The organism is Streptomyces sp. NPDC030995 (assembly GCF_055571215.1).
Genome location: NZ_JBVIFS010000044.1, coordinates 27,395 through 50,082 on the forward strand (window position 1 = coordinate 27,395; position 22,688 = coordinate 50,082).

24 protein-coding genes and 1 pseudogene are annotated in these 22,688 nt (G+C 74.2%); 11 read left to right on the top strand and 14 right to left on the bottom strand.

What is annotated here, in order from left to right; translation table 11 throughout:
• Window positions 1–51 precede the first annotated feature (51 nt).
• Entirely contained in the window at window positions 52–1,530 is a 1,479-nt protein-coding gene (locus ACZ45T_RS35670; protein ID WP_468448300.1) for a condensation domain-containing protein, read from the top strand.
• 12 nt (window positions 1,531–1,542) lie between these two features.
• Here the strand turns inward: ACZ45T_RS35670 and ACZ45T_RS35675 are convergent, their stop codons facing one another.
• The 3 genes from ACZ45T_RS35675 to ACZ45T_RS35685 form a co-directional block, all read right to left on the bottom strand.
• Window positions 1,543–2,763 (bottom strand): RNA polymerase sigma factor, encoded by a 1,221-nt coding sequence (locus ACZ45T_RS35675; RefSeq protein ID WP_468448321.1) that lies wholly within the window; start codon window positions 2,761–2,763, stop codon window positions 1,543–1,545.
• A gap of 99 nt (window positions 2,764–2,862) precedes the next feature.
• Entirely contained in the window at window positions 2,863–3,222 is a 360-nt protein-coding gene (locus ACZ45T_RS35680; protein WP_468448301.1) for a YciI family protein, read from the bottom strand.
• A gap of 138 nt (window positions 3,223–3,360) precedes the next feature.
• Complete coding sequence (locus tag ACZ45T_RS35685; protein WP_468448322.1) at window positions 3,361–3,630, bottom strand: hypothetical protein; 270 nt, start codon at window positions 3,628–3,630, stop codon at window positions 3,361–3,363.
• A gap of 91 nt (window positions 3,631–3,721) precedes the next feature.
• Between ACZ45T_RS35685 and ACZ45T_RS35690 the strand changes: the two genes are divergently transcribed.
• The 3 genes from ACZ45T_RS35690 to ACZ45T_RS35700 all read left to right on the top strand — a co-directional run bounded on the left by ACZ45T_RS35690 (window position 3,722) and on the right by ACZ45T_RS35700 (window position 5,109).
• A complete protein-coding gene (locus ACZ45T_RS35690) occupies window positions 3,722–4,060 on the top strand; it encodes a thioredoxin family protein (protein ID WP_468448302.1) in 339 nt (112 codons plus the stop codon).
• Window positions 4,061–4,156: 96 nt separating this feature from the next.
• Window positions 4,157–4,510 (top strand): DUF1304 domain-containing protein, encoded by a 354-nt coding sequence (locus ACZ45T_RS35695; protein ID WP_468448303.1) that lies wholly within the window; start codon window positions 4,157–4,159, stop codon window positions 4,508–4,510.
• The gene (locus ACZ45T_RS35700) at window positions 4,507–5,109 is read left to right on the top strand and encodes a TetR/AcrR family transcriptional regulator (protein WP_468448304.1); all 603 of its coding nucleotides are present in this window, start codon (window positions 4,507–4,509) and stop codon (window positions 5,107–5,109) included. The genes ACZ45T_RS35695 and ACZ45T_RS35700 overlap by 4 nt, the downstream gene beginning before the upstream one ends.
• A gap of 95 nt (window positions 5,110–5,204) precedes the next feature.
• Here ACZ45T_RS35700 and ACZ45T_RS35705 read toward each other — a convergent pair whose 3' ends face one another.
• The gene (locus ACZ45T_RS35705; protein ID WP_468448305.1) at window positions 5,205–5,411 is read right to left on the bottom strand and encodes a cold-shock protein; all 207 of its coding nucleotides are present in this window, start codon (window positions 5,409–5,411) and stop codon (window positions 5,205–5,207) included.
• Between the two features lie 229 nt (window positions 5,412–5,640).
• Complete coding sequence (locus ACZ45T_RS35710) at window positions 5,641–6,009, bottom strand: HGxxPAAW family protein (protein WP_468448306.1); 369 nt, start codon at window positions 6,007–6,009, stop codon at window positions 5,641–5,643.
• Window positions 6,010–6,102: 93 nt separating this feature from the next.
• Between ACZ45T_RS35710 and ACZ45T_RS35715 the strand changes: the two genes are divergently transcribed.
• Together ACZ45T_RS35715 and ACZ45T_RS35720 are read left to right on the top strand one after the other, a co-directional pair.
• A complete protein-coding gene (locus ACZ45T_RS35715) occupies window positions 6,103–6,612 on the top strand; it encodes a MarR family transcriptional regulator (RefSeq protein ID WP_468448307.1) in 510 nt (169 codons plus the stop codon).
• A gap of 71 nt (window positions 6,613–6,683) precedes the next feature.
• Window positions 6,684–8,171, top strand: coding sequence for a DEAD/DEAH box helicase (locus ACZ45T_RS35720; RefSeq protein ID WP_468448308.1), 1,488 nt, complete (start codon window positions 6,684–6,686; stop codon window positions 8,169–8,171).
• Between the two features lie 52 nt (window positions 8,172–8,223).
• On the opposite strand, the gene ACZ45T_RS35725 is transcribed toward ACZ45T_RS35720, so the two are convergent.
• The 5 genes from ACZ45T_RS35725 to ACZ45T_RS35745 all read right to left on the bottom strand — a co-directional run bounded on the left by ACZ45T_RS35725 (window position 8,224) and on the right by ACZ45T_RS35745 (window position 12,003).
• Complete coding sequence (locus ACZ45T_RS35725; RefSeq protein WP_468448309.1) at window positions 8,224–8,763, bottom strand: hypothetical protein; 540 nt, start codon at window positions 8,761–8,763, stop codon at window positions 8,224–8,226.
• Window positions 8,764–8,834: 71 nt separating this feature from the next.
• Entirely contained in the window at window positions 8,835–9,482 is a 648-nt protein-coding gene (locus tag ACZ45T_RS35730; RefSeq protein ID WP_468448310.1) for a GNAT family N-acetyltransferase, read from the bottom strand.
• Window positions 9,483–9,632: 150 nt separating this feature from the next.
• Entirely contained in the window at window positions 9,633–10,190 is a 558-nt protein-coding gene (locus tag ACZ45T_RS35735) for an SRPBCC family protein (protein WP_468448311.1), read from the bottom strand.
• Between the two features lie 104 nt (window positions 10,191–10,294).
• On the bottom strand, window positions 10,295–10,924 hold the full coding sequence (locus ACZ45T_RS35740; RefSeq protein ID WP_468448312.1) for a hypothetical protein: 630 nt from the start codon (window positions 10,922–10,924) through the stop codon (window positions 10,295–10,297).
• Window positions 10,925–10,965: 41 nt separating this feature from the next.
• Window positions 10,966–12,003, bottom strand: coding sequence for an NUDIX domain-containing protein (locus ACZ45T_RS35745; protein WP_468448313.1), 1,038 nt, complete (start codon window positions 12,001–12,003; stop codon window positions 10,966–10,968).
• Window positions 12,004–12,222: 219 nt separating this feature from the next.
• Here ACZ45T_RS35745 and ACZ45T_RS35750 point away from each other — a divergent pair, with 219 nt between their 5' ends.
• The 4 genes from ACZ45T_RS35750 (at window position 12,223) to ACZ45T_RS35765 (ending at window position 18,476) form a co-directional block, all read left to right on the top strand.
• Entirely contained in the window at window positions 12,223–13,233 is a 1,011-nt protein-coding gene (locus ACZ45T_RS35750) for a heparan-alpha-glucosaminide N-acetyltransferase domain-containing protein (RefSeq protein ID WP_468448314.1), read from the top strand.
• Complete coding sequence (locus tag ACZ45T_RS35755) at window positions 13,206–13,688, top strand: hypothetical protein (RefSeq protein WP_468448315.1); 483 nt, start codon at window positions 13,206–13,208, stop codon at window positions 13,686–13,688. The genes ACZ45T_RS35750 and ACZ45T_RS35755 overlap by 28 nt, the downstream gene beginning before the upstream one ends.
• A gap of 67 nt (window positions 13,689–13,755) precedes the next feature.
• Window positions 13,756–15,558, top strand: coding sequence for an RNA ligase family protein (locus ACZ45T_RS35760; protein ID WP_468448323.1), 1,803 nt, complete (start codon window positions 13,756–13,758; stop codon window positions 15,556–15,558).
• Window positions 15,558–18,476, top strand: a complete 2,919-nt coding sequence (locus ACZ45T_RS35765; RefSeq protein WP_468448316.1) for a poly(A) polymerase — start codon at window positions 15,558–15,560, stop codon at window positions 18,474–18,476. The genes ACZ45T_RS35760 and ACZ45T_RS35765 overlap by 1 nt, the downstream gene beginning before the upstream one ends.
• A gap of 53 nt (window positions 18,477–18,529) precedes the next feature.
• Here the strand turns inward: ACZ45T_RS35765 and ACZ45T_RS35770 are convergent, their stop codons facing one another.
• Both ACZ45T_RS35770 and ACZ45T_RS35775 read right to left on the bottom strand, forming a co-directional pair.
• Window positions 18,530–19,438 (bottom strand): NADP-dependent oxidoreductase, encoded by a 909-nt coding sequence (locus ACZ45T_RS35770; protein WP_468448317.1) that lies wholly within the window; start codon window positions 19,436–19,438, stop codon window positions 18,530–18,532.
• A gap of 251 nt (window positions 19,439–19,689) precedes the next feature.
• Window positions 19,690–20,766 carry an RNA ligase (ATP) gene (locus ACZ45T_RS35775; protein ID WP_468448318.1) on the bottom strand — a complete coding sequence of 359 codons (1,077 nt, stop codon included), beginning with the start codon at window positions 20,764–20,766 and terminating at the stop codon, window positions 19,690–19,692.
• Between the two features lie 160 nt (window positions 20,767–20,926).
• On the opposite strand from ACZ45T_RS35775, the gene ACZ45T_RS35780 reads away from it, so the two are divergent.
• Window positions 20,927–21,670, top strand: coding sequence for an SDR family oxidoreductase (locus ACZ45T_RS35780; protein WP_468448319.1), 744 nt, complete (start codon window positions 20,927–20,929; stop codon window positions 21,668–21,670).
• Between the two features lie 44 nt (window positions 21,671–21,714).
• Here the strand turns inward: ACZ45T_RS35780 and ACZ45T_RS35785 are convergent.
• Window positions 21,715–21,958 (bottom strand): annotated as a pseudogene (locus tag ACZ45T_RS35785) (IS481 family transposase); the annotation flags it as partial.
• Between the two features lie 103 nt (window positions 21,959–22,061).
• A partial coding sequence (locus ACZ45T_RS35790; RefSeq protein ID WP_468448320.1) for a hypothetical protein occupies window positions 22,062–22,688 on the bottom strand: 627 nt, incomplete at its 5' end.

Here is a 22,688-nt window from a genome sequence, read left to right on the forward strand (position 1 = left end):
CGGGGGTCGTTAGGCGCCTTGGGGTTGTCTCGGGGGCGAAGGGATGACGGTATGCGGCAGTTTCCTCTGGAGATGCACCACGTGGCTCCCGGCCGGGTGGTCGAGTGGCGGCTCAGGTCCGCGGCGGCGGAGGCCGGCGGCACGGCTGACCCGGCGAGCAGGAAGGCGTCCTTCAACCAGGACAAACACTTCACCGTCGCCGAGGAGAGCCGGGCCGCCGACGACCCGGTCGCGTCCTGGGTCGCGGTCACCTTCGAGGTGACCGGCCCACTGGACGAGCGGGCCCTGGCGCAGTCCCTGCTCTCCTTCGTGCAGCGGCACGAGGTCCTGCGGTGCGCGTTCCGCCGTCTGGCCGGGGAGCTGGCCTGCGAGCCCTTCGACCCCGCCGAACTCGCCCTCGACCCCCGGCACGTGGGCACCTTCGAGACCTCCGACCTGCTGCGCGACTTCCTCGTCGAACGGTTCAAGCGGAGCATCGACACCCTCTCCTGGCCGCTGTTCATCATGGGCGCGGTGGTCCGCGAGGACTCGGCGACGGTCTACCTCGCCTTCGACCACATCGTCTGCGACGGCATGTCGATGCCGATCGTCGTCCACGAGGTACTGACCGCGTACGAGGGCCTGTGCCGCGGCGAGGACGTCGACCTGCCGCCCGCCCCCAGCTACCTCGACTTCGCCGACGAACAGCGCCGCCGCTACCTCTCCATCGACGCCGAGGACGAACGCCTGGGCTACTGGAAGGCCTTCATCGCACGGGGCGGTGAGTTCTTCCCCAAGTTCCCGCTCGACCTCGGTGTCGAGCCGGACCGGATGTACCCGATCGTCAACGAGGCCTCGATACTGCTGGACGCCGGCGAGGCCGAGGTGTTCGAGAAGACCTGTCTGACGGTCGGCGGCAAGCCGTTCATGGGGGTGCTCGCGGCCGTCGCCGTGTGTCTGCGCGAGGCCGGCGGGCCCGGCGTCTACCGGGGCCTCATGCCGGTCAGCGAGCGCGGCCGGGGAACGTGGACGAACTCGGTGGGCTGGTTCGTCAACACCATGCCCATCGAGTTCGACGCCTCGCCCGGCCGGGACTTCGCCCAGGTCATGGCCGGGGTCCGGGCCGGCTTCACCGAGATGATCGCCCACGTCGACGTGCCGTTCGTCCGGGCCTGGGAGCTGCTGGCACCCGAGGAGTTCGCCGCCCGCTCCTGGCCGTACCCGGTGAACTTCTTCTCGTACATCGACATGCGCAAGTGCCAGGGCGCCGAGCGCCACGACGAGTGGCAGCCCGCCACCCACGTGTGGTCGGCGCGCGCCAATGGTGCCTGTTCGTGGTTCCAGCGGGACGCGGAGGGGCTGCACATGAACTCCCTCTACGTCGACACCCCGGCGGCCCGCCGGACCATGGACGACTTCCAGGAGGCGCTGCGCCGGACGGTCCAGGACATCGCCCGTTCCGGGGGCTTCGGCCGGCCCATCGCCCTGACCCCGCCGCGGCGGCCCGTGCGGACCCCGCTGGACGTGGCCGCGTACGCCCGCCGTCGCTGAGCGGGGCCGGGCTCAGAGGCGGGCCGCGCGGCGCAGGAGGAGGGCGCGCTCCTGCGCGTTGCGCGTGAGCGAGGCCGCCCGCTCGAACTCCGCGCGGGCTTCCTGCGGCCGGCCGAGGCGCTCCAGCAGGTCCCCCCGTACGCTCGGGAGCAAGTGGTAGGCGCGCAGGGCCGGTTCCTCGGCGAGGGCGTCCACCAGCGGCAGCGCCGCCTGCGGCCCCTCGGCCATGGAGACCGCGACCGCCCGGTTGAGCTCGATCACCGGTGACGGGATCAGCAGGACGAGGCGCCCGTACAGTGCGGCGATCCTCGGCCAGTCCGTGTCCTCGTAGCGGACGGCCGCCGCGTGGCAGCCGGCGATCGCCGCCTGGAGGGAGTACGGTCCGCTGCCCGCCTGGGCCATGGCCCGGGCGCCGCGGGCGATGAGCATGCGGTTCCACCGGGCCCGGTTCTGGTCGGCGAGCAGCACCGGCTCCCCGTCGGGGCCGGTGCGGGTGGCCGTCCGGGACGCCTGGAACTCCAGCAGCGCAGCCAGGCCGTGCACCTCGGGCTCCTTGGGCATCAGGCCGGTGAGGACGCGGGCGAGGCGCAGGGCGTCCTCGCACAGGGCGGGGCGGACGAGGTCGTCGCCGGCGGTGGCCGCGTAGCCCTCGTTGAAGACGAGGTAGATGACCTCCAGGACCGAGGAGAGCCGTGCCTCGCGGTCGGCGCCGTACGGGACTTCGAAGGGCACCCCGGCCTTGGCCAGGGTGCGTTTCGCCCGGACGATGCGCTGGGCGACGGTCGCCTCGGAGGTGAGGAAGGCGCGGGCGATCTCCTGCGTGGTGAGCCCGCCCATCAGGCGCAGGGTGAGCGCGATCCGGGCCTCGGTGGCCAGGACGGGGTGGCAGGAGGTGAAGATCAGGCGCAGCAGGTCGTCGTCGATGTCCTCGGGGTCCGCGGGTTCGGGGGGCGGCGGGGCGTCCTCCAGGCTCCGGCCGACCTCCGCGAGTTTGCGCGCGTACGTCTCCTTGCGGCGGACGAGGTCGATCGCGCGGTGCTTGGCGGTGGCCATGAGCCAGGCGCCGGGCCGGTCGGGGACGCCCGTTTGCGGCCACTGTTCCAGAGCGGCCACGAGGGCGTCCTGGGCGAGGTCCTCGGCGATGCCGACGTCCCGCACGATGCGGGCGACACCGGCGATGATCCGCGCGGATTCGATCCTGAACACCGCTTCGACCGCTTGGGCCGCACTCACTGCCGTCACGGCCACCCATCAGAGCAGCCGTGACGAGGCAGGGCAACCGCGGCGCGGGCGCGCGGGGCCGGGGCCCGGGGACCCTGGCCCGGGCGGGCGTCACATCTCCTGGATCTCCCGGACCTCGGCGCTGACGTTCCATTCCGCCGGGTGGATCTCGAGGAACCGACGGGTCCACTCGATGGCCTCGGCCTTGTCCTTGCACTGGGTGAGGGAGTAGCCGCCGACGACCTCCTTGGTCTCCGTGAAGGGGCCGTCGGTGTAGCTGATCTTCCCGCCGGACCAGCTGACCCTGGTCCCCTCGGCGGTGGGCAGGAGCCCGGCGGTGTCGAGCATGACCCCGGCTTTGGTGATCTCCTCCAGGAGGGCGCCCATGCGCTGCTCGAACTCGGGCGGGAACGCGGTGTCGGCGGGGAGGTCCTGCTCGTTGATGCGGATCATCGTCAGGAAGCGCGGCATGGTGACTCCTCGGTCGGAGGGCGGGGACTCTCCCCGCCTCTCACCCCTGCGTCGAACGGGAGACGCCCGGATCGACAGCTCCCCCGAGATTCTTCGAAGAATCTTCCGGGGCGGCCACCCGACGCTCCGGCCGGCCGGTCAGCGGCTGTCGCCGGTCCAGTCCCAGTGGCCCGGGTCGTGCGCACGGCGGCGGTAGTGGGCCCGGCCGCCCGCCCCGTAGCGCCCTATCTCCGTGGGGAGCCTGGCTTCCTCGGCGAGCTGGGGCGCGCTCCAGCCGGTGATGTCCAGGAGGAGCCCGTCGAGCGGTCCCCCGACCAGCTCGCCGTAGACATGGCCGGGGCGCGGGCCGGGGTCGGGGTCCTCGTGGTCGGCGCCGTAGACCCGGCGCCGGAGCATCCTGTCGTCCATGCGGTTCAGGTTCGCAGGCAGCACTGACATTGCGGCGATGATGGGGGCCGCCCTCCCGACCGTGGGGGCGCACGAGCGAGGAGCGACACGCATGGCACGTCGGGTGCACCAGCCACTGGAGAACCAGGAGTTCGACTTCATCCTGTCGATGACGACCGGGCCCGTGCTCGCCTACTTCTGCGGCAGCTGGCCGAAGGCCGTCGAGGCGTGCCGCGCGATGGACGCGGTCGTCGGCGAGCTGGCGCAGGAGTACGGGACGCGGTTCACCGCCGTCCGCACCGACATGACCCGGTGTCCCGAGCCGACCAGGCGCTACGGGGTGACGGGCGCGCCGACCGCGGTGCTCATCAAGGACGGCGAGGCGGTCGCGAGCCAGGCCGGTCCGATGACGCGCGAGGAGTTCCGGGAGTTCCTGGACGCCCACCTCTGAGCCGGCCCGCCCGGACTTCCCGTACAGTTGTCCAGGAACTTCCTGGACAACTGTCCAAGAAATGTCGCTCCTGCACCCCGAGAAAGGGAGGCGGCCGTGCATACCGTCGCTCAGATCCTCATCGGCCTGGTGGCCGCGCTCCACGCGTACATCCTGGTCCTGGAGATGTTCCTGTGGCAGCGGCCGCCCGGCCGCGCGCTGTCCGGCTTCGACGCGGACACCGCCCGCCTCACCGCGCCGCTCGCCGCCAACCAGGGCCTCTACAACGGCTTCCTCGCGGCCGGCCTGGTCTGGGCGCTGGTCATCGACTCGCTCGCCACGCAGATCTTCTTCCTCGTCTGCGTGATCGTCGCCGGGGTGTACGGCGCCGCGACCGCCAACCGCCGGATCCTCGTCGCCCAGGCCCTGCCCGGCGCCCTCGCCCTCGGCGCGGCGCTGCTGGCCGCGTGAGCCCGCACGACCCGCGCCCGGAGGACCCGCGCCCGGAGGACCCGCGTACGGCCCGGACGAAGGAGCGGCTGCGCGAGAGCCTGCTCGCCGAGTGCGCCGGCCGGCCGCTCGCCGCCGTCAGCGTCTCGGCGGTGGTCCGCCGGGCAGACGTCGGCCGCGCCACCTTCTACCTGCACTACGAGGACCTCACCGCGCTCGCCGTGGACGCGTGCGCCGATGTGGTGCACGCGGCGATCGACGCCCTGCACGCCTGGCAGACCGGCCCCTCGGCGGTCGCCCCGGCCCGGCCCCCCGCGGCACTGGCCGGGTTCCTGGCGGGCGCCGCCGACCGGGCACCGCTCTACCGCACTCTGCTCCTCCCGGGTGGCGGCGGTCCCCTCGGCGACCGCCTCCACCGGGAGCTGCGCGCCCGCGCCCGCGCCGAGCGCGAGGCGGTGGGCGCCCCGCACGCGGAGCTCGTCGCCTCGGCGGTGGCCGCCACCTTCACCGGCGTCCTCGCGGACTGGCTGCACGAGGACATCCCGGCGGACCCGGTCGCGCTGGCGGATCTGCTGTGGCCGCTGATCCTGGCCCTCCACCGCACCCTCGGGCGCCCCTAGGGAGTGTCTTGTCGATCAGGCCAGGCCCGGAGCACGCGAAACCCCGCCGGACGGACCGGCGGGGTTCGGTTCACGGGCGCAGCTCGTGAAGCGGTCTAGCCGAGGGGGATCACCCGCTCAGCCTGGGGCCCCTTGGGGCCTTGGGTGACCTGGTACTCGACTCGCGCGTTCTCTTCCAGCGACTTGAAACCGGTCGTTTCGATCGCGGAGAAGTGCACGAACACGTCAGGGCCGCCGTCGTCCTGCTGGATGAAGCCGAACCCCTTCTCCGAGTTGAACCACTTCACGATGCCTGTTGCCATCTGGCTGATCCTTCTCAACGTTCCACTGCGGGCCGCACGCGCGGCCGTCTCGATCCTGCCCAACGCTCCCTCAGACCACACGCTGGACGCGGCCAACCGGGGCGCGGCGCGCAATCGAACTTCTGGACGCCTTGTCCGTGAAACGGGGGAGCAGCCCCTTCCGAAGACCTTCCAAGGGCCTCGGGAGACGCCTCCGAGAGGGGAGGGAGAGAGAGGGGCGGGTTCGTGTTCATGCGCCGCCATCCGCAGCGGGCAACGACGCGGCGGACCGAGGCCGAGGGGCTGCCGCGAGGGCTCGGCGCGGCCCGCCGACCCGGCAGCCCAGGCAGTCGGCGTGGCCCGAGTGGGCGGCGGTGTCACGGGTGCGCCAGTCCCAGTCGGCCTCCGGCCGGGGCCCGCTCGGCTTGCCCCAGCCGGCGAGGTGGAGCAGCCAGGTGGTGATCCCGGCCACGGCGACGACGCCGAGGCCGATCCAGATCCCGGGGGCCCATGCCGCGCACACGCCGAGGCCCGCTCCGGTGAAGCCCAGCAGGGCGAGGGCGGTACCGGTCCAGCCGGCCACCGTGTGGCCGAGGTCGACGTGGCCGTGGGCACTCATGAGTTCTCCCAGGTCGGGCGGTCGGCAGTAGGCTCGGAGAAAGGGTTCGTTTATCTCACGAGCTAAGTAACTTAGATGCTAAGGAGTATGTCCGTGGAGGGCAAGCCCCGCCCCCCGGCCACGGCCGCGGAGGCCATGACGCGCATGGACCAGTACGTCGCCCTGGGCATCGTCGGCCAGCAGGAGGTGGCGCAGCGCCTCGGGCTCAACGTCACCGATCTGACCTGCCTGGGCCACATCCTGGGCGCCGGGGACACCCCCCTGGCCGCCGGCGACCTCGCCGAGCGGGTCGACCTCACCACCGGCGCCGTCACCGGTGTCCTCAACCGCCTCGAACGCGCCGGGTACGCGCGGCGGCAGCCCGATCCCTCCGACCGGCGGCGCGTACGGGTGGTGGCCGAGCCCGCGGCCGCCGCCCGGGTCGTCGCGGTCTACCAGCCGTTCTACGACCGGCTCGGCGCCCTGTTCGCCGATTACACCCCCGACGAGGTCGCCGTGATCGCCGACTGGTTCGAGCGCGCCGCGGTGGAGGTCCGCGCCCACTGCGCGCAGGTGCGGTCGGAGCCCTCCCTTCCTGGAAAACCGGGCGCCGGGGAGGCGTAGCCCCCGCTGGTACCATGGGCGGTTGACCATCTTCTTTTCTGTCTCGCGTTTTCTGTCTCGAAAGGTCCTGCATGAGGAACCCGTCAGCTCATGGACGCTTCGGTGTGAAGGGCGGTGCCAAGGCCGGAGCCAAGTCCGGCGGCAAGACCCCCCGGAGCCTCGGGCCGCAGGGTGAGTTCACGATGCACGAGCCGAAGGCGCCGGCGCTGCCGCCGGTGGAGTCGTTCTCGGAGCTGGACCTGCCCCATGAGCTGGTGACGACCATGGCCGAGCTGGCGGTGAAGGAGCCGTTCCCGATCCAGGCCGCGACCCTCCCGAACGCGCTGGCCGGGCGGGACGTCCTGGGCCGCGCGCGGACCGGCTCGGGCAAGACCCTCGCCTTCGGTCTGGCCCTGCTGGCGCGTACGGCGGGCCAGCAGGCGGACCCGAAGCGCCCGCTGGCGCTGATCCTCGTACCGACGCGCGAGCTGGCACAGCAGGTCACCGAGGCGCTGGACCCGTACGCGGCGGCCCTGAAGCTGCGGATGGTCACCGTGGTCGGCGGACTGTCCATCGGCCGGCAGGTCAGCACGCTGCGCACCGGCGCCGAGGTCGTGGTGGCCACCCCCGGGCGGCTCAGCGACCTGGTCGGGCGCCGGGACGTGCACCTGGAGCGCGTGAAGATCACCGTGCTCGACGAGGCCGACCAGATGTGCGACATGGGCTTCATGCCGCAGGTCACGGAGATCCTCGACCAGGTGCACCACGCCGGGCAGCGGATGCTGTTCTCGGCGACCCTGGACCGCAACGTGGACCAGCTGGTCCGGCAGTACCTGAAGGACCCGGTCGCGCACTCCGTCGATCCGCAGGCGGGCGCGGTGACCACGATGGACCACCACGTGCTGCACATCCACGCGGCCGACAAGATCTCGGCGGCGACCGAGATCGCGGCCCGCGACAACCGGGTGCTGATGTTCCTCGACACCAAGCACGGCGTCGACCAGTTCGTGAAGCACCTGCGGGCCATGGGCGTACGGGCGGAGGGGCTGCACAGCGGCAAGTCGCAGCCGCAGCGCACCCGGACCCTGGCGCAGTTCAAGACCGGGGCGGTCACCGTCCTGGTCGCGACGAACGTCGCGGCGCGCGGCATCCACATCGACGACCTCGACCTCGTGGTCAACGTGGACCCGCCCGCCGACCACAAGGACTACCTGCACCGGGGCGGCCGTACCGCCCGCGCCGGCGAGGCCGGCCGGGTCGTCACCCTCGTGACCCCGAACCAGCGCCGGGACATCGTCCGCCTGATGGCGGACGCCCGGATCCGGCCGACGATCACACAGGTCCGCTCCGGTGAGGCGGCGCTGAGCCGGATCACCGGTGCGAAGGCCGCCCCCGGGGTGCCGCTGGCCGGCTCCGCGCCGACCGACGCCAAGGGCAGGCCCTCGGGGTCGGACCTCGGTTTCCGCGGCATCGGCACCCGGCCGGGCCGGCCGGGGAAGGGCAAGGAGTCCCGCAAGACGACGGAGGCCCGGGAGCTGGCCGAGGCCCGCCGCGCGGCCCGGGTGCGCAAGGGCCTCTGACGCACGCACGCCCGCCCCGGAGACGGGGCGGGCTCCGCTCTGCTGCCGGAGCTCAGACCGTGGTACGCCTGCGCAGCCGCTCGGCCGCGGCGTTGCGGACCCGGCGGGTGCGGGCGCTGCTCGCGAGCAGCGCGAGGGCCTCGTACGAGGTCAGGGACTGGGCGGCGGTGCGCTGGCACCAGTCGGAGGCGGCGATGAGCTCGTCGGCGGACCAGGGCTCGCCGCGAGTGACGGCCTTCAGCAGGATCCACTCCCTCAGCCGGCGCTCGGGGAAGGTCCGGCCGGTGAGGACGCCGCTCATGGCCCGGGCCCAGGCGGGGAACCCCTCGTCGGCCAGCAGTCGCGCCGCCCGGCGGTCGAGGTGGGTGACCACCGCGCTCTCGGCCATCACCGGGTCGGGGTCGCGCAGCACGGCGGCGACGGCCTCGGCCTCCGCCTCGGCGCCCCCGCCCGGCGCCACGGCCAGGGACTCCAGGTGCCGCCCGTAGCGCCAGTGCTCGGGGGGCGCGGCGGCATCGGACCGGCTCATCTGGACCGGCACGCTCGCGGGTATGCCGATGGCGTGCCGCTGCTTCTCATTCCCTCTCCCCATGGCACCCATTCCACACGACCTCGGTGAAGGACCGGTGCTCAGGGTGGCCGTCAGGGGGTTCCCGCGGGGTCTCAGCCCGCGGGAGCCAGCATCAGGGACTCCGCGCCGACCGGCCGGTATCCGGCGGCCTGGAAGGCGCGGACACTGCGCGCGTTGCCGGTGGCCTGCTGGGACCAGACCGGCAGACCGTCGGGGACCAGGTGGCGGGCGGCGCGGGCCAGCTCCCGGCCCAGGCCACGGTGGCGAACGTCCTCGTCCACCTCTATCGCCGTCTCCCAGCGGCCCGCGACGCCGCGGCCGAGGACGAGCACTCCCCCGTCGGCCGACCAGACCCGTACGTCGTCACGGCGGGTCAGGGCCCTGCGTACGCGGGGGTGGTCGGGGTCGGCGATCTCCCGGAGCTCCAGCGGGGGTTCGCCGGGCAGCGGGCCGGCGACGGTGAGCAGGTCGATCGTGTCGGTGCTGCGTCCCGTGCGGTCCAGCAGCGCGGCCAGGAAGCGCGCGTTCATGGTGGCGGCCAGCGGGTCGCAGCCGAGGGAGGCGAGGGTGGAGCGCACCCAGTCCGGGTCCTCGTCGGTGAACACCACGGAGTGCGCGGTGAAGGCGATGACGCCCGCGTCACGCGGGTGCTCCTGCGGCACCACGGTGGTACCGCCGTCGGGCGGCGGGAACCGTCCCCCGGCCGCCGCGTCCAGGATCTCCGTCAGCGTCTGTCCCATGCCCGTCATGATCTCAAATGCGGCGCACGGCAGTTCGAGTGGGGCGGGTGGGGCGGATGGGACGTGCGGGTGAGCCGGCGCGCGCCCACGCCCCGGCCTTCCGCCCCGCCCTCCGCGCCGGCCCTCCGCCCCGGCCCTCCGCGCCGCGGGTCAGTCCTCGCGCGTCTCGCGGGTCTCGCGCGCCTCGTGCGCCTCGTATCCGCCGGCCCCCTGGCCCGTCTCGTGCTCCGGTTCGGGCAGCGGAGCCCCGGTCTCCAGCAGTGTCTTGAGGCTCGACGCGAGCATCGGCCAGGCCCGCCCGCACATGCCGATCAGGGTGCCGCCCGGTTCGAAGCCCTCGTGCAGGATGGTCAGCCGTGCGAGGGTGTCGCCGACCGGCTCGATCTCGTACGTCACCTTCGTGCGCCGCTCCTTCGCCAGTTCGGCCCGCAGCCCCTCATCGATCCCGCCCGCGGCCGCCCACTGCGGGCTGAAGGTGTGCCAGGTGTAGGAGAGCAGGCGGTCGGGGACGCAGTCGAGGACCACCTGCTCGGGGTCACTGGTGCGGGCCCCGCGCTCGACCCAGTCCATCACCGAGCCCACCGCCCAGTCGGTCTCGAAGCTCAGGCCCCAGTACCGGCGGGTGAAGGCGGGCTCGGTGAGTGCCTGCCAGACCCGGGCCGGATCGGCCTGGATATACACGGTGTAGGTGATCGCGCTGTCGCTCATGGCCCCATGCTGCGGGACCGCGGACCGCGGACGGCGGATTTCCCGATCACGGCGCTGCCCTCGGGCCGGGACTCCCGGCCCCGGCCCGCGCTGCCGGGCTCCGCTCAGTACACGTGGATCGCCACCCCGCACAGCCCGAGCCCTGCCCGCGCGGCGGTCCGCCAGACCCGGAGCGGGCCGTCCAGGACGCCCTCCTCGCGCGGCCCGTAGTCCAGCCAGTCCCGCCGCCCCACGTGCTCCCGCTCCACCGGCCCGAACCCCAGAGCCCGCTCCACCTGCGCCAGCTCCCGCCGCACTTCGGCGGCGGTCAGCAGGAAGTTCCCGCACCAGCCGGGCAGCAGCGCGGCGCGCTCGGGGCCGATGGCGTGGAACAGGGCGCTGACCGGGTACTCCTTGCTCCGCACGGACACGAACATCTCCTCCCGGTCGGGCTCCGGATCCCAGATGTCGTCCATGACGTGGAAGTCGGGGTCGGCGATGCCGTTGCACAGGTCGTCGACATGACCGCCGGGGCGGGTCAGGTCCTGGAAGGAACGGATCGCGTCGGCTTCGGCCGGGGTTCCGGTCCACCAGGTGCGGTGGTCGGGAAGCGGGGCGCGCTGCCAGGCCGCCCAGCGGCGGCGGGCCTGCGGGCAAGTCCGGTCGGCCTCGAGGGCCGGCGCGAGCCGCGGCGCGAACCCGGCGATGACGGAGTCCTCGTGGCAGCTGATCGACCAGGCACTGGTGAATCCCATGCCGTCGACGGTACGAGGGGCCACCGACACCGGGGGCCGGGTCACCAGCGCTCGCCCTCCTCGGGGAGTTCCGTGGGGGGCGTGCGGGTGGGGGTGGGGAGGGACAGGCGGGCGCGGGCCGTGTGGACCGCCGCGAGTTCGTGGTCGCCGGCCGGGCCCCAGTCGCTCAGTTCGCGGACCTGTTCGGGAGTGGCCAGCAGACGGGCGTACGCCGGGTCCGCGGCCGGGGGGAGGGCGGTGAGGCGGGCCGCGGTGCGGGCGTGGGCGCCCTGGCCGCCGTAGCGGTAGCCGAGCGGCGCGGCCCCCGTGACGGCTCCGGCCGTCGGCGGCGGGAGGTGGGCGGCGCCGGTGGCGCGGGCGATCAGGAGCAGGACCCGGCCGTCGGGGGCGAACAGCCAGGCCGAGCGGTCGCGTACGGGCAGCTGCGCGGGGACCGGCCCCGGGTGCCAGGCTTCGCGCCGCGGGGTCCTGCGGGTGCGGAGCACGCCGAGCCGGTCGAGGGCCGTCGGCGCGGTGGGGCGGCCGTCCTCCAGCAGGGCGGTGCCGGAGCCGTTGATGCGGGCGCGCAGCGCGGACAGGGCGCGGCGGGCGTCGCCCGGCTCCATCAGGGCGGGCAGGTCGGCCGGCTCCGCGAAGTGGATGCCGGTGATCTCCTGGGCCGGGAGACGGACCGCGTCGATCCGGTCGGGGGTCCAGGTGCCGCCGTCGTAGACGTGCAGGATCTCGCCGGGGAACCGCATCTCGGGCGGGAAGCCGGGGGTGTCGGCCGGGATCCAGTCCACGGCGAGGCCGCGCGGGTAGCGGCCGTCGATGCCGAGCTCCTCGCGCAGCTCGCGGGCGGCGGCCGCGGACGGCGCCTCGCCCGCGTCCACGGCCCCGCCGGGGAGCAGCCGGTCGGCGCGGTAGTCGACGCTCTGGACGAGGATCCGGCCGTCGGTGTCGGTGACGAGGACGACGGCCGCGGTCCAGACGGCGGCCCGCGAGGCCCCGTACTCCTCCGGGGTCATCCAGGTCCCGTCCCGCTCGTGATCGTCGACCGCGGCTCGGTCGATCGCGGCCTGGTCGGTCAGCTGCGGCATGGGGACTCCGTTCACCGTGGGTGGACCCGCCGGCTGTGCAACAGCGGGCGCGGCCCCCGGGTTACGGCGAGGCGCGCACCAGGACCGGCCAACTCCGTTTTGCCGTCCCTATACCTCCTTATTACCTGGTTATGCGGCCCCTGCTACTTTCCGGAGGCGGACTGGCGGCGTGAAAACCGCCGGTCCGACCACGTAGCCGGACCGAGGAGAGCCCCACCCATGCGACGCGCTTCCGTGACGGTGGCCTCGGAAGCCGGCGGCAGCGGCGAAGGCATCGGCTCCGGCCGGCTGACCGGGGTCGACGCGGTGCGCGGCCTCGCCGTCCTCGGCATGTTCGCCGTGCACGTCGGCCCCGGTCCGCAGCCCGGAGGCGCCGGCTACCTGCTCGTCGCGGCCGACGGACGCGCCCCGGCGCTCTTCACCCTCCTCGCCGGCTTCTCCCTGGTCCTCGCCCAGCGCGGCCAGGACCCGGCGCGGCGGCCCGAGGGCTGGGCGCGCCGCTGGCGTCCGCTGCTGATCCGCTGCGCCGTCCTGGCCGTGCTGGGCGTGTGCCTGGCCTCGTTGTGGCCCGGGATCCTGGTCATCCTGGCCTTCTTCGCGGTGTACTCCCTGGCCGCCGAGCCGTTCACCCGGCTCTCCACCCCGGCGCTCACCACCGTGGCGGGCGTCTCGGTGGTGGCGGGCCCGCTGCTGTCGTTCCTGCTGGGCCCGGTGTTCGGGTACGAGGCGTCCGGGCGCGGCCTGGTCCCCGAGGCCGCCGATCTGACCAGCTGGTCCGGGCTGGGCACCGTACTGGGTGAGCTGCTGCTCACCGGGGCCTATCCGCTGGCCACCTACTTCCCGTACGTCCTGGCCGGGATGGCCCTCGCCCGGCTCTGCGACGTGCGGGAGCGGGCGACGGCCCGGCGGATGGCCGTGTGGGGCACGGCGGCCGCCGTCGCCGCATACGGCTGCGCCTGGCTCGCCGGCCACGTGTTCGGCACCCGGCAGCGGCTGCTGGAGACGATCGCCCTCCACCACCCGGAGGCCATGGCCGCCGCCGACCCCGACTGGACGTACCGGCGCGGTCCGACAACGCGGCGAGGTGCCGTGCCGGGGGCGGGGCGATCTTCGCGGGCCCGCGCTGCCCGGTACCGGCCCGGGTCACCCGTCCGTGTGACGGGGGTGCGGCTCGCGCGGCGCCGGTACGGCAGGGTGGGCGGATGCAGCTGCGCCGGGCCTTGCCCCTGACCCTTGCCGCGCTCGTCATGGCCACCGGATGCGTGACGGTGCATCCCGCCGTTCCGCCGGACGCGCCGCGTCTGGCGCCCGCGGCGGCCCTTGCGGAGCCCGGGCAACCGACGCCTCCGGCCTGGCCGTTGGGCCCGCTCCCGGTGTCGTCGGAGCCGACGCCCGCGGCGCCGGAGCCTGGTCCGGAGACCGAGCCGGAATCGGTACCGGCCTCGGTGCCGCGGCGGCCGGCCGCCGCCCAACAGCCCCACCAGCCCTACCAGCCCCCGCAGCCGCATCGCCCGCGCCGCGCCAAGCCCGCGCGGGCCGCGAAGCCCGCGGCCCCGGCGAAGCCCCGCAAGCGCACCCCGACGGCGAAGTCCCGGCCCGCGCCGCAGCGTTCGTACGACATGGCCGCGTTGTGCGCGGCAGCCCGGGGCACGGTGTCCCCCTCCATCGTGGCCCTGTGCCGTTAATGGGTGGATGTGCCCGCTCCGGATACCTACATTGACGAGGCACCACGTCGTCGAGCAGGAGCGGATCATGCGCACCCACTATCCCCGCACGCCGCATCTGCCCTGGTCCCCCGGGGCGTCCGCGGACGATCTCCGGGCCCTCGGGCTGGCGGGGCTGGCCGGGCGCGAGGTCGTGGTGACCGAGAAGCTCGACGGGGAGAACACCACCCTGTACGCGGACGGCCTGCACGCGCGGTCGCTGGACTCGGCGCACCACCCCTCGCGGGCGTGGGTCAAGGGCCTCCAGGGCAGGATCGGCGCCGGGATCCCGGCCGGTTGGCGGGTGTGCGGGGAGAATCTGTACGCCCGGCACTCCATCCCGTACGAGGACCTGGACAGTTGGTTCTACGGGTTCTCGGTGTGGGACGGGGAGCAGTGCCTGGACTGGGACGGGACCGTACGGTTCCTGCGCGGCCTGGGGGTGCCCAGTCCGCGCGTGCTGTGGCGGGGCACCTTCGACGAGCGCGCGCTGCGCAAGCTGAAGCTCGACACCGCGCGGCAGGAGGGGTACGTCGTGCGGACGGCGGACGGGTTCGCGCGCGAGGACTTCGGGCGGTGCGTGGCCAAGTGGGTGCGGGGCGGCCACGTACAGACCGATACGCACTGGATGTTCGCCGCGGTGGTGGCGAACGGGCTCGGGCCCACGGCCCCGTTGTGGGCGGTGCAGTCGGGGGGCGAGGCCGATGTGGCGGCGCTGTGCGCCGCCGTCGGGGTGACCGGGGCCGACGCGGCCGAAGCCGCCGATGCGGGCGAGGTCGCCGAAGTCGCCGCCCGGATGGCGGGGTCGCAGGGGGCCGGACGGACCGGGGAGGACCGGCTGGCCGGTGTGCTGGCCGCCGTGCTGCACCGCGCGCCGCGGGCCCGGATCACGGCGCGGCTCGCGGCGGGGCCCCTCGGGATGGAACTCGCGCGGCGGGTCGGCGACCTGGTGGGGCTGTACCCGTACCTCCAGCGGCCGTTCCCCGACGCGGACCGGCGGGCCGGGCTGGTCCGGATGGCGGCGGCGGCCGATCTCGGGGTGCTGCACGCCCTCGCCGGCGCACTGGCCGAAGAGCCCCAGGCGCGGGAGTGCGTGGAGTGGTCGGCGCTGTGGGCCGAGGAGGCGGGGCTGCTCGGCGGCCCGGATCCGCTGGAGTCGCTGCGCGCCGCGCTGCGCGAACCCCTCGCCGGGCTGGACGCGGACGCGGCCGACCGCTGCTGGGCGGAGGCCCGGCGCGCGTTCGCGCAGGGCAGGATCGCGGGCGCGCGCCTCGGCTGGGGTCCCGGCGTCAGCTGCGTCGTCGCCGAGGAGGCGGTGGCGGCGACGTGGCAGTGGCGCGAGGGAACGTTTCCCCGGCTGGTGCAGCTCAGCGGCCCTTCGGGCAGCGGGAAGAGCACCTTCGGCCGCGGCCTGCCCGCCGTGGACGCGTACATCAGTCTTGACGATCTGCGCACCGCCCGGGGTTCCCGCGCGGACCAGCGGGCCAACGCGGACGTGCTGAGCGAGGGCCTGGACCGCCTCGACGCCGCTCTCGCCCGCGGCGGCACGGTGGTGTGGGACGCCACCTCGCTGACCGACCAGCAGCGCGGCCTGGCCGGCGCGGTGGCGCGGCGCCGCGACGCGCTGGTCACGCACGCCGTGGTGCTGGTCGACGAGGCGGAGCTGCTGCGGCGCAACGCCGTGCGCCCGCATCCCGTACCGCAGCAGGTACTGGCCGCGCAGCTGCGCCGATTCAGCCCCCCGTACGCCGGCCAGGCACACCGTACGTGGTACATCGGTGCGGGCGGGGACGTCGAGGACACGGCGGGCGGCCTCGCGGGCGGCCCGGCCACGGCACACGGGGAGCGTTGATGCGTACGAGTGAGGAGCTCTACCACCAGGTCCGCTGGGACCCGCGGTTCGATCCGGCCCGGTTCGTGCTCGGGCTGCTCCAGCGCGGGGCCGCACCGAAGCGGATCGCGCTGCCGTCCTTCGTGCCCGGCGGTGACATCCCCTGGCACCGGGTGCTGTTCGTCGAGGCGGACGGCGAACTGGTGTGGGACCGGACCACGGGCGTGGACCGGATCGACGTCAGCACGGCGGGGCGGGTCCGCGATCCGCGCCTGCTGCGGGCCCCGTTCTTCACCGCGCGGACCCCGTACGCGTGGGACCCGGCGGGCGACGGCGCCTGGCGGCCCGCGCAGGCCCGGCCCGGGAACGCGGCGGCGGCCCCCGCCTCGGTACGGCTGCTGACCTGGAACACGCTCTGGGACCGGTACGACGCCCCGCGCATCGCCACCGCACGGCGCAGGCCGCTGCTGCTGGCCGAGCTGGCGGCCGCCGACGCCGATGTGATCGCGCTCCAGGAGGTCGAGCCCGAGCTGCTCGGCATGCTGCTGGCGGAGCGGTGGGTGCGGGACGGGTACACCCTCGGCACGGATCCGGGCGGCCGGGACGTCGCCGCCTGCGGGCTGCTGGTGCTGAGCCGGCTGCCGGTGCGGGAGGCGGGGATGCACCTCCTCGGCCCGCACAAGGCGGTCACCGCCGTGACGGTGGACACCGCGGCCGGCCCCCTGGTCGTCGCCGCAACCCACCTGACCAGCGACCACACCGAGAACGGGCACGTCCGCCGGGACACCGAACTGGCCCGCCTCGCGGAGGGCCTGGGCGCCGTCCAGGCCGGGGTGGCCCTGCTGGGCGACTTCAACGACGGCCGGCACGGGGCCGACGGGGCCGAGGGGCCCGCGGCCGCGCTCGGCATGCGGGACACTTGGAGCGACGTACACGGGGCGGCGGACGACACGCCGACCTTTGATCCGGTGGCCAATCCGCTGGCCGCGGTGGGCTCGCTGTCGGGGCGGGCGTCCCGGCTGGACCGGATCCTGCTGGGGTCCACGGCGGCGCGCGTGACACGGGCGGCGCTGCGCGGCGATGCGCCTGCCCCCGACGGGCTGTTCGTCTCCGACCACTACGGGGTGGAGGCGACGCTGGAGTTCGGGGCGCGGGACGGCGGGCCGGCGCGGCTCGACGTACCGGCGACGGCGCGCACGGCGGTGGCGTGGCTGCCGCCGCACCTCCCGGACGGCGTACGCGAGGTGCGCGAGGAGCACGACCCGCAGGCCGGCCGGTGGCCCGCGCACGTCAACCTGCTCTTCGGCTTCGTACCGGAGTCCTCCTTCACCGAGGCCCTGCCACTGCTGGCGGAAGTGGCCGCGGGGACGGGGCCCTTCGACACCCGGCTGGAGGGCGTGCACAGCTTCGGGCACCGCGAGGACGCCACCGTCTGGCTCGACCCGGCGGCGGCCGGCGACGCGCCGTGGCAGCGGCTTCGGCGCGCGCTGGTGGAGCGCTTCCCGGGGTGCCGCGGGCGCGCCGAGGGGTACACCCCCCATCTGACGCTGGGGCGCAGCCGGGACCCCCAGCGGGCGGTCGCCGCGTTCGCCGCCCGGCTCGGCGGCGGGCCGGACGCTGGGCACGCCGTCGCGCGGGTCGGGGAACTGGCCGTGCTCTCACGCCGCGGGGACGGGCCGATGCGGGTCCGGGCCACGGTGACACTGGGGACGGGCGAGGTGCGGTGGGTGTGCCCGGAGCCCTCGGAGCCGGTCGCGGAGCCGGTCGCGGAGCCGGGCACCGAGCCCGTCACGGACCGGTTCGCCGCGTCGGTGACCGATCGGGTGGGCCGGGCCCTCGGCGACGGGCTGGTGGAGGTGGCCGGATCCCGCCGGATGGGCTGCGCCCTGCCGGAGGCCGACCTCGACCTGGTGGCGGCGCTGCCGGGAACGGCCGACATCGCGGAGGTCCGGCGCCGGGTGGCGGCGGCGCTGCCGGAGGCCGAGCGGATGCGGGAGGTGACCGGCGCGCGGGTGCCGGGGCTGCGGTTCCGGGTCGGGGCGCTGGACGTGGACCTGGTGGTGGTCGGCTGCGGAGCACTGGAACCCGGGCAGGCACTCGCGCGGCGCTCGGAGCTGGGCGAGGCCGCGGCCGTCGCCCTGAGCGCGCTGAGCGACGCCGATGCGGTACGGGACTCGGTACGTGATTCGGTACGGGATTGCGTGCGCGGCGAGCATGCCGCGTTCGCCGGGCTGGCGCGGCAGGTGAAGGCCTGGGCGCGGGCCCGCGGGCTGGACTCGGCGCCCTTCGGCGGGCTGCCGGGGCTGGCCTGGACGGTCCTCGCGGCGCGGACGGTCCGGGAGGCGGGGGCGCTGCCGCCCGATGCCCTGCTGCGGGAGTTCTTCGGCAGGTGGGCGGCCTGGGACTGGCGGGAGCCGGTAGCGCTGTCACCGGCGACCCCGGGCGCGGCGGCCGGGCCCGGACCGGTCACGGTCCTCACCCCCTCGGAGCCGGTGCGCAGTTGCACCGCCCAGGTCGGCCCCGGCCTGCGCGACCTGCTGGTCCGGGAGCTGTACGGGGCCTGGGAGCTGCTGGAGGCCGACCCGGGGGACCACGGCTGGGCCCCGGCCGCGCCGCCGCTGCACCGACGGCACGCCGCCTGGGCGGTGGTGACCGTACGGGCCTCCGCGCAGCGGGAGTTCGAGGAGGTGCTGGGCCGGGTCCGCGGGCGGCTGCGGGCGCTGCTCGGCGTCCTGGAGGAGGCCGGGGTCAAGGACGTGCACGCCTGGCCGCGCCCCTTCGAGTCCGGCCCGGCCCTCGCCCGCTACGCGATCGGGCTCGGCGCCGCCCCGCCCGGCCCGGCACGCCTGGCCGCTCTGGCCGACCCCTGGCGGGCCGGTCTCCCGGGGGTGGAGGTCGCCTGGGCGGCATGCGGGGAGGTGCCGGACCTGACGGGCTAGCCCGCCCGCCCCCCCCCAGGCCCGGCTCCGGTCCCGGCCTCAGACCTCAGACCTCAGACCTCGATGACGATCTTCCCGGCCGCGTGGCCGCCCTGGCTCAGCTCGAAGGCGGCCGCCAGTTCGGCCAGCGGGAAGGTCTTGGCGACCGGCACCTTCAGCACTCCGCTGTCGGCGAGCCGTGCCAGTGCGGCCAGATCGCTGCCGACCGGGCGGACCCACATCCACTCGCCACCCGAGCCCAGCACGCTGGGATCGGCGACGGAGGCGTGCCGGCCGTCGTTGTGGAGCACTTCCCGGGTGACGCCGCCGACGCCCCCGACGAAGTCCGCGACGACGGTGGGCCCGTCGGGCACGAGGGCGCGGATGCGGTCGGCGAGTCCGTCGCCGTACTCGACGGGTTCGCCGCCGAGTTCCCGCACCCGGTCGTGGTTGCGGGGGGAGGCGGTGCCGATGACGCGGGCGCCCAGCGCGCGGGCGATCTGCACGCCGAGGGAGCCGACTCCGCCGGCGGCGCCGTGGATGAGGACGGTGTCGTCCTTGCCGGTGCCGAGGCGGGTGAGCAGCTGGTAGGCGGTGAGGCCGGCCAGCGGAAGCCCGGCGGCCTCGGCCCAGCTCAGCGAGGCGGGCTTGTGCGCGAGGGCGCGTACGGGCACGGTGACGAACTCGGCGCAGGTCCCACCGTGCACGTAGTCCTTGCGGGCGTAGGCGATGACCTCGTCGCCCTCGGCGTACTCCGGGACGTCGGGGCCGCACCGCTCGACGGTGCCGGCCACGTCCCAGCCGGGGACGACCGGGAAGACGACGTCCATCATGGAGTCGAGCCCGCCCGACATGATCTTCCAGTCGACGGGGTTGACGGCGGCGCACTTCACCCGGACGAGGACCTCGCTGGGGCCGAACTTGGGCATCGGCAGCCGAATCTGGGAGAGCACCTCCGTCCCGCCGTACGTGTCGTACGCCATCGACCGCATCGTTTCCTGGCTGCTCCGGCCCGACTGGGACATGTACCCGACCTCTCCGCGTGCTGGTGGACCCCACCCCCGCCCATCCCACCACGCACGCCGCGCCCGCCCCCCGAAGCGAGCCGGGCGCGTCGCGGCGTGGCGTGGCGTGACGTGACGTGACGTGACGCAGGGGCGCGGCGCAGCGGAGGGGCGCCGCCCAGCGCGCCCAGCCCCGGTCGCCGGGGGCCGCAGGGGCGTGTCCCGGACGATCACTCGTACTCCGTGCCGCCCTTTCGGGTCAGGTACGCCGGGCTGACCGCCTTGGCGATGGCGCGGCCGCCCACGACCGGGCTGTAGCGCTCCGTCGACGGGCGGATGACGACGCCCTCCCGCAGGTGCAGTCCCCGCCCCGACACGGTTTCCCGGCCGCTCGCCAGTTCCAGCACCGTGTCGAGCTCGTACGGGCCCTCGTACAGCCGTGGCACCAGGGGCAGTTCGCCGTCCTGCAGCACGGCCGCCGGGTCCAGCCAGCGCACCCGGCCGTCGATCTCGGCGGAGACGTCGAAGACGGCGTAGCCGGGCGGCGTGTCGGCGGTGCGGACGTTCGTCCCGTACGCCAGGTCCTGGACGCCGGCGCCGTACACCTCGCCGAAGATCCCGACCCTGCTCGCACCGAGGCGGGCGGCCAGGGCAGCCGCGACGGCAGGCAGGCCGTGGCCCCGTACGGCCCGCCAGTAGACGTTGCGCTCGTCCTCCTTGAGCGCCAGCCCCCGCGAACCGAAGCCCTTGGAGGAGACGAGGGTCCGGTCGCCTTGGACCACGTACGTGAACAGGCAAGCGGTGCCGTGCAGTTTCTCGGTGAGGACGACCGGCTCGCCGGGCTCGAAGAGGTGCGGGTAGCGCTGGAGGTTCTCGATGTCCACCCACGGCATCAGGTCGGCGGCGGCTTCGACCTCACCGTCCATGGTCGTGGGGACGGGCGGGGCCCATTTGGTGATGCCGAGCGACTCCGCGAAGTCCGTGCCCTCCTTGGCCGCCTGCACCAGGTCCACGTCGGCGAGGGCGCGCGGCCTGCACACCAGGCCCTGCGAGAGTTCGCCGCGCAGCCGGACCGCCTTGACCCGGTCGGCGGAGCTGCCCGCGAGCCGCCCGGTCAGGCCCAGCTCCTCGATCAGCTCGGCGGGCAGCACGGCCTGTTCGGGTATGTAGAGCGCGAACTCACCGGTGCGGTAGGCACCCTTGGCGATCACGGCCCGGTAGAGGCCCACCTGGGCCAGCTCCAACGCGTCGGCGTTGGGGTGCTCGTGGACGGTCAGTTCTTCGACGGTGACGCGGAGAGTGGACATGTGACGGCTCCTCGGACGTGGTGGTCATGATGGTTGCCACCTTCCGTCCCGACATTTCCGCTGGTCCAGCGAATATCGCGGTGTTAGCCTGCCGCGCCGTACGGTTCCACGCGCCACGCATCACGCATCACGCACCACGCACCACGCACAGGAGGCTCCCATGTCACGTCGTCCGGTCACCGTCGTCACCGGCGGCAGCAGGGGCATCGGCGCGGCCACCTGTCTGCGCCTGGCCGCCGACGGGCACGATCTGGCGCTGAACTACGCCCGCGACGCCACGGCCGCCGAGGCCGTCGCCGAGCGCGTACGGTCCACCGGGGCCCGCTGTGTGACCGTACGCGGCGACACCTCCGAGGAGTCCGCCGTCGAGCGGCTCTTCGACGTCGCCGGCGCCGAACTCGGTGCGGTGACCGGGCTGGTCAACAACGCCGGGGTGACCGGTCCGCTGGGCCGGCTCGCCGACACCCGGACCGAGGATCTGCGACGGGTGGTCGAGGTGAACCTCCTCGGGTACCTGCTGTGCTGCCGCCGGGCCGCCCGGGACATGGCGCGGGCCGGCGGCGGGGCGATCGTGAACGTCTCCTCGGCGGCCGCCACCCTCGGCAGCCCCGGGGACTACGTGCACTACGCGGCGACCAAAGCGGCCGCCGACGCGCTGACCGTCGGGCTCTCCAAGGAGCTCGGCCCGGACGGCATCCGGGTCAACGCCGTGGCGCCCGGCATCATCGAGACCGACATGCACGCGGCGATGGGCGATCCCGACCGCCCGGCCCGGGCGGCGACCGGGATCCCGCTCGGGCGTCCCGGCCGGCCGGAGGAGATCGCCGGTGCGATCGCCTGGCTGCTGTCCCCGGATGCCTCGTACACGACGGGAACCGTGCTACGGGTCTCCGGCGGCCGCTGATCCCAAACAGACGGCTGCTGAACTGCTTTGACTTGTAGGAGGAGCAGTTTCTTGATGTCGAGGTGGACGAGTTCGCCCGGACGATCGCGTTCGTAGCGGCGGATCGGGTTGCCCTGACGCAGTCGGCAGACCTGGGCCTCGACTGCGGCGGACGCGCATCCACTTGTGAGCGGTGGCCCGGGATATGCACATCTCGGCCGCGACATGAGCGACCGGTCGGCCGGAACGGACACGTTCGACCAGCAGGCGCCCACCGAAGACGGTCAGCCGGGCATTACGGTGGGACACGAAGACCTCCGTGCGGTGAGTTCCCAGACAGCTCCCACCACACCGGGGGTCTTCGCCATGTTCAAGACCAGACCAGCGTCAACAACGCTCGTGATCAATACACCTAGTACGGCAGGTAGTAGCTGAGTACGTCGGCAGTGAGTGGAGGGAAAAGCACCTGGAACAGCTCCTCGTCCGCGGCGTAGACGTCGGGGCGGATCCGGGTCAGCCCCTCGATTCCGTGCGGGCCGAACAGCAGGGCGGCCAGATAGTCGGGCGCCAGCCCGGCGCCTCCCACAGCTCCCGGCGACTGCATCGGGCCGCCGGTGACGACCTCACCGAGCCCGTTGGCGAGAACCGGAATCCGGTAGTGGGCGCCGAAGGTGGAGATGACGATGTCTCGGCCGGTGCGGTCGATCCCGGCCGTGGTAAGGCGCTGCCAGAACAGCGGACGCAGCCTGTCGAGCAGCGCTGCGACATCCGGGATGCGGATGTAGTACTGCTCTGCATTCCGGTGCGGTTCGTGGTCGATGAACTCCTGCCACGCGTTGCCTGTCACGGTGCCTGCCCGATGGACGATCCGTATCCGGTCGCCGGGTGCCAGGGCGGCAACGCCGCTCAGGAGGTCCCGTGCCGCCGCCTCGTCGCGTGCCGCGGCCTCGGCCAGGAGCATCTCCTCACCGGGAGGCGTGGTGCGCGCGGTGGCAATGACCGTGTCGGCATGCTCGAGAACCCAGAGGTTGCTCGACTC

What these genes read in the sequence shown, in the direction of transcription:
- ACZ45T_RS35705 (WP_468448305.1), bottom strand. Translation starts at nt 5,411, where the DNA reads ATGGCAACAGGCATCGTGAAGTGGTTCAACTCGGAGAAGGGGTTCGGC.
- ACZ45T_RS35680 (WP_468448301.1), bottom strand. Translation starts at nt 3,222, where the DNA reads ATGCCGCGCTTCCTGACGATGATCCGCATCAACGAGCAGGACCTCCCC.
- ACZ45T_RS35720 (WP_468448308.1), top strand. Translation starts at nt 6,684, where the DNA reads ATGAGGAACCCGTCAGCTCATGGACGCTTCGGTGTGAAGGGCGGTGCC.
- ACZ45T_RS35745 (WP_468448313.1), bottom strand. Translation starts at nt 12,003, where the DNA reads ATGCCGCAGCTGACCGACCAGGCCGCGATCGACCGAGCCGCGGTCGAC.
- ACZ45T_RS35725 (WP_468448309.1), bottom strand. Translation starts at nt 8,763, where the DNA reads ATGGGGAGAGGGAATGAGAAGCAGCGGCACGCCATCGGCATACCCGCG.
- ACZ45T_RS35690 (WP_468448302.1), top strand. Translation starts at nt 3,722, where the DNA reads ATGGCACGTCGGGTGCACCAGCCACTGGAGAACCAGGAGTTCGACTTC.
- ACZ45T_RS35735 (WP_468448311.1), bottom strand. Translation starts at nt 10,190, where the DNA reads ATGAGCGACAGCGCGATCACCTACACCGTGTATATCCAGGCCGATCCG.
- ACZ45T_RS35670 (WP_468448300.1), top strand. Translation starts at nt 52, where the DNA reads ATGCGGCAGTTTCCTCTGGAGATGCACCACGTGGCTCCCGGCCGGGTG.
- ACZ45T_RS35765 (WP_468448316.1), top strand. Translation starts at nt 15,558, where the DNA reads ATGCGTACGAGTGAGGAGCTCTACCACCAGGTCCGCTGGGACCCGCGG.
- ACZ45T_RS35740 (WP_468448312.1), bottom strand. Translation starts at nt 10,924, where the DNA reads ATGGGATTCACCAGTGCCTGGTCGATCAGCTGCCACGAGGACTCCGTC.
- ACZ45T_RS35750 (WP_468448314.1), top strand. Translation starts at nt 12,223, where the DNA reads ATGCGACGCGCTTCCGTGACGGTGGCCTCGGAAGCCGGCGGCAGCGGC.
- ACZ45T_RS35755 (WP_468448315.1), top strand. Translation starts at nt 13,206, where the DNA reads ATGCAGCTGCGCCGGGCCTTGCCCCTGACCCTTGCCGCGCTCGTCATG.
- ACZ45T_RS35730 (WP_468448310.1), bottom strand. Translation starts at nt 9,482, where the DNA reads ATGGGACAGACGCTGACGGAGATCCTGGACGCGGCGGCCGGGGGACGG.
- ACZ45T_RS35710 (WP_468448306.1), bottom strand. Translation starts at nt 6,009, where the DNA reads ATGAGTGCCCACGGCCACGTCGACCTCGGCCACACGGTGGCCGGCTGG.
- ACZ45T_RS35685 (WP_468448322.1), bottom strand. Translation starts at nt 3,630, where the DNA reads ATGGACGACAGGATGCTCCGGCGCCGGGTCTACGGCGCCGACCACGAG.
- ACZ45T_RS35760 (WP_468448323.1), top strand. Translation starts at nt 13,756, where the DNA reads ATGCGCACCCACTATCCCCGCACGCCGCATCTGCCCTGGTCCCCCGGG.
- ACZ45T_RS35770 (WP_468448317.1), bottom strand. Translation starts at nt 19,438, where the DNA reads ATGGCGTACGACACGTACGGCGGGACGGAGGTGCTCTCCCAGATTCGG.
- ACZ45T_RS35775 (WP_468448318.1), bottom strand. Translation starts at nt 20,766, where the DNA reads ATGTCCACTCTCCGCGTCACCGTCGAAGAACTGACCGTCCACGAGCAC.
- ACZ45T_RS35780 (WP_468448319.1), top strand. Translation starts at nt 20,927, where the DNA reads ATGTCACGTCGTCCGGTCACCGTCGTCACCGGCGGCAGCAGGGGCATC.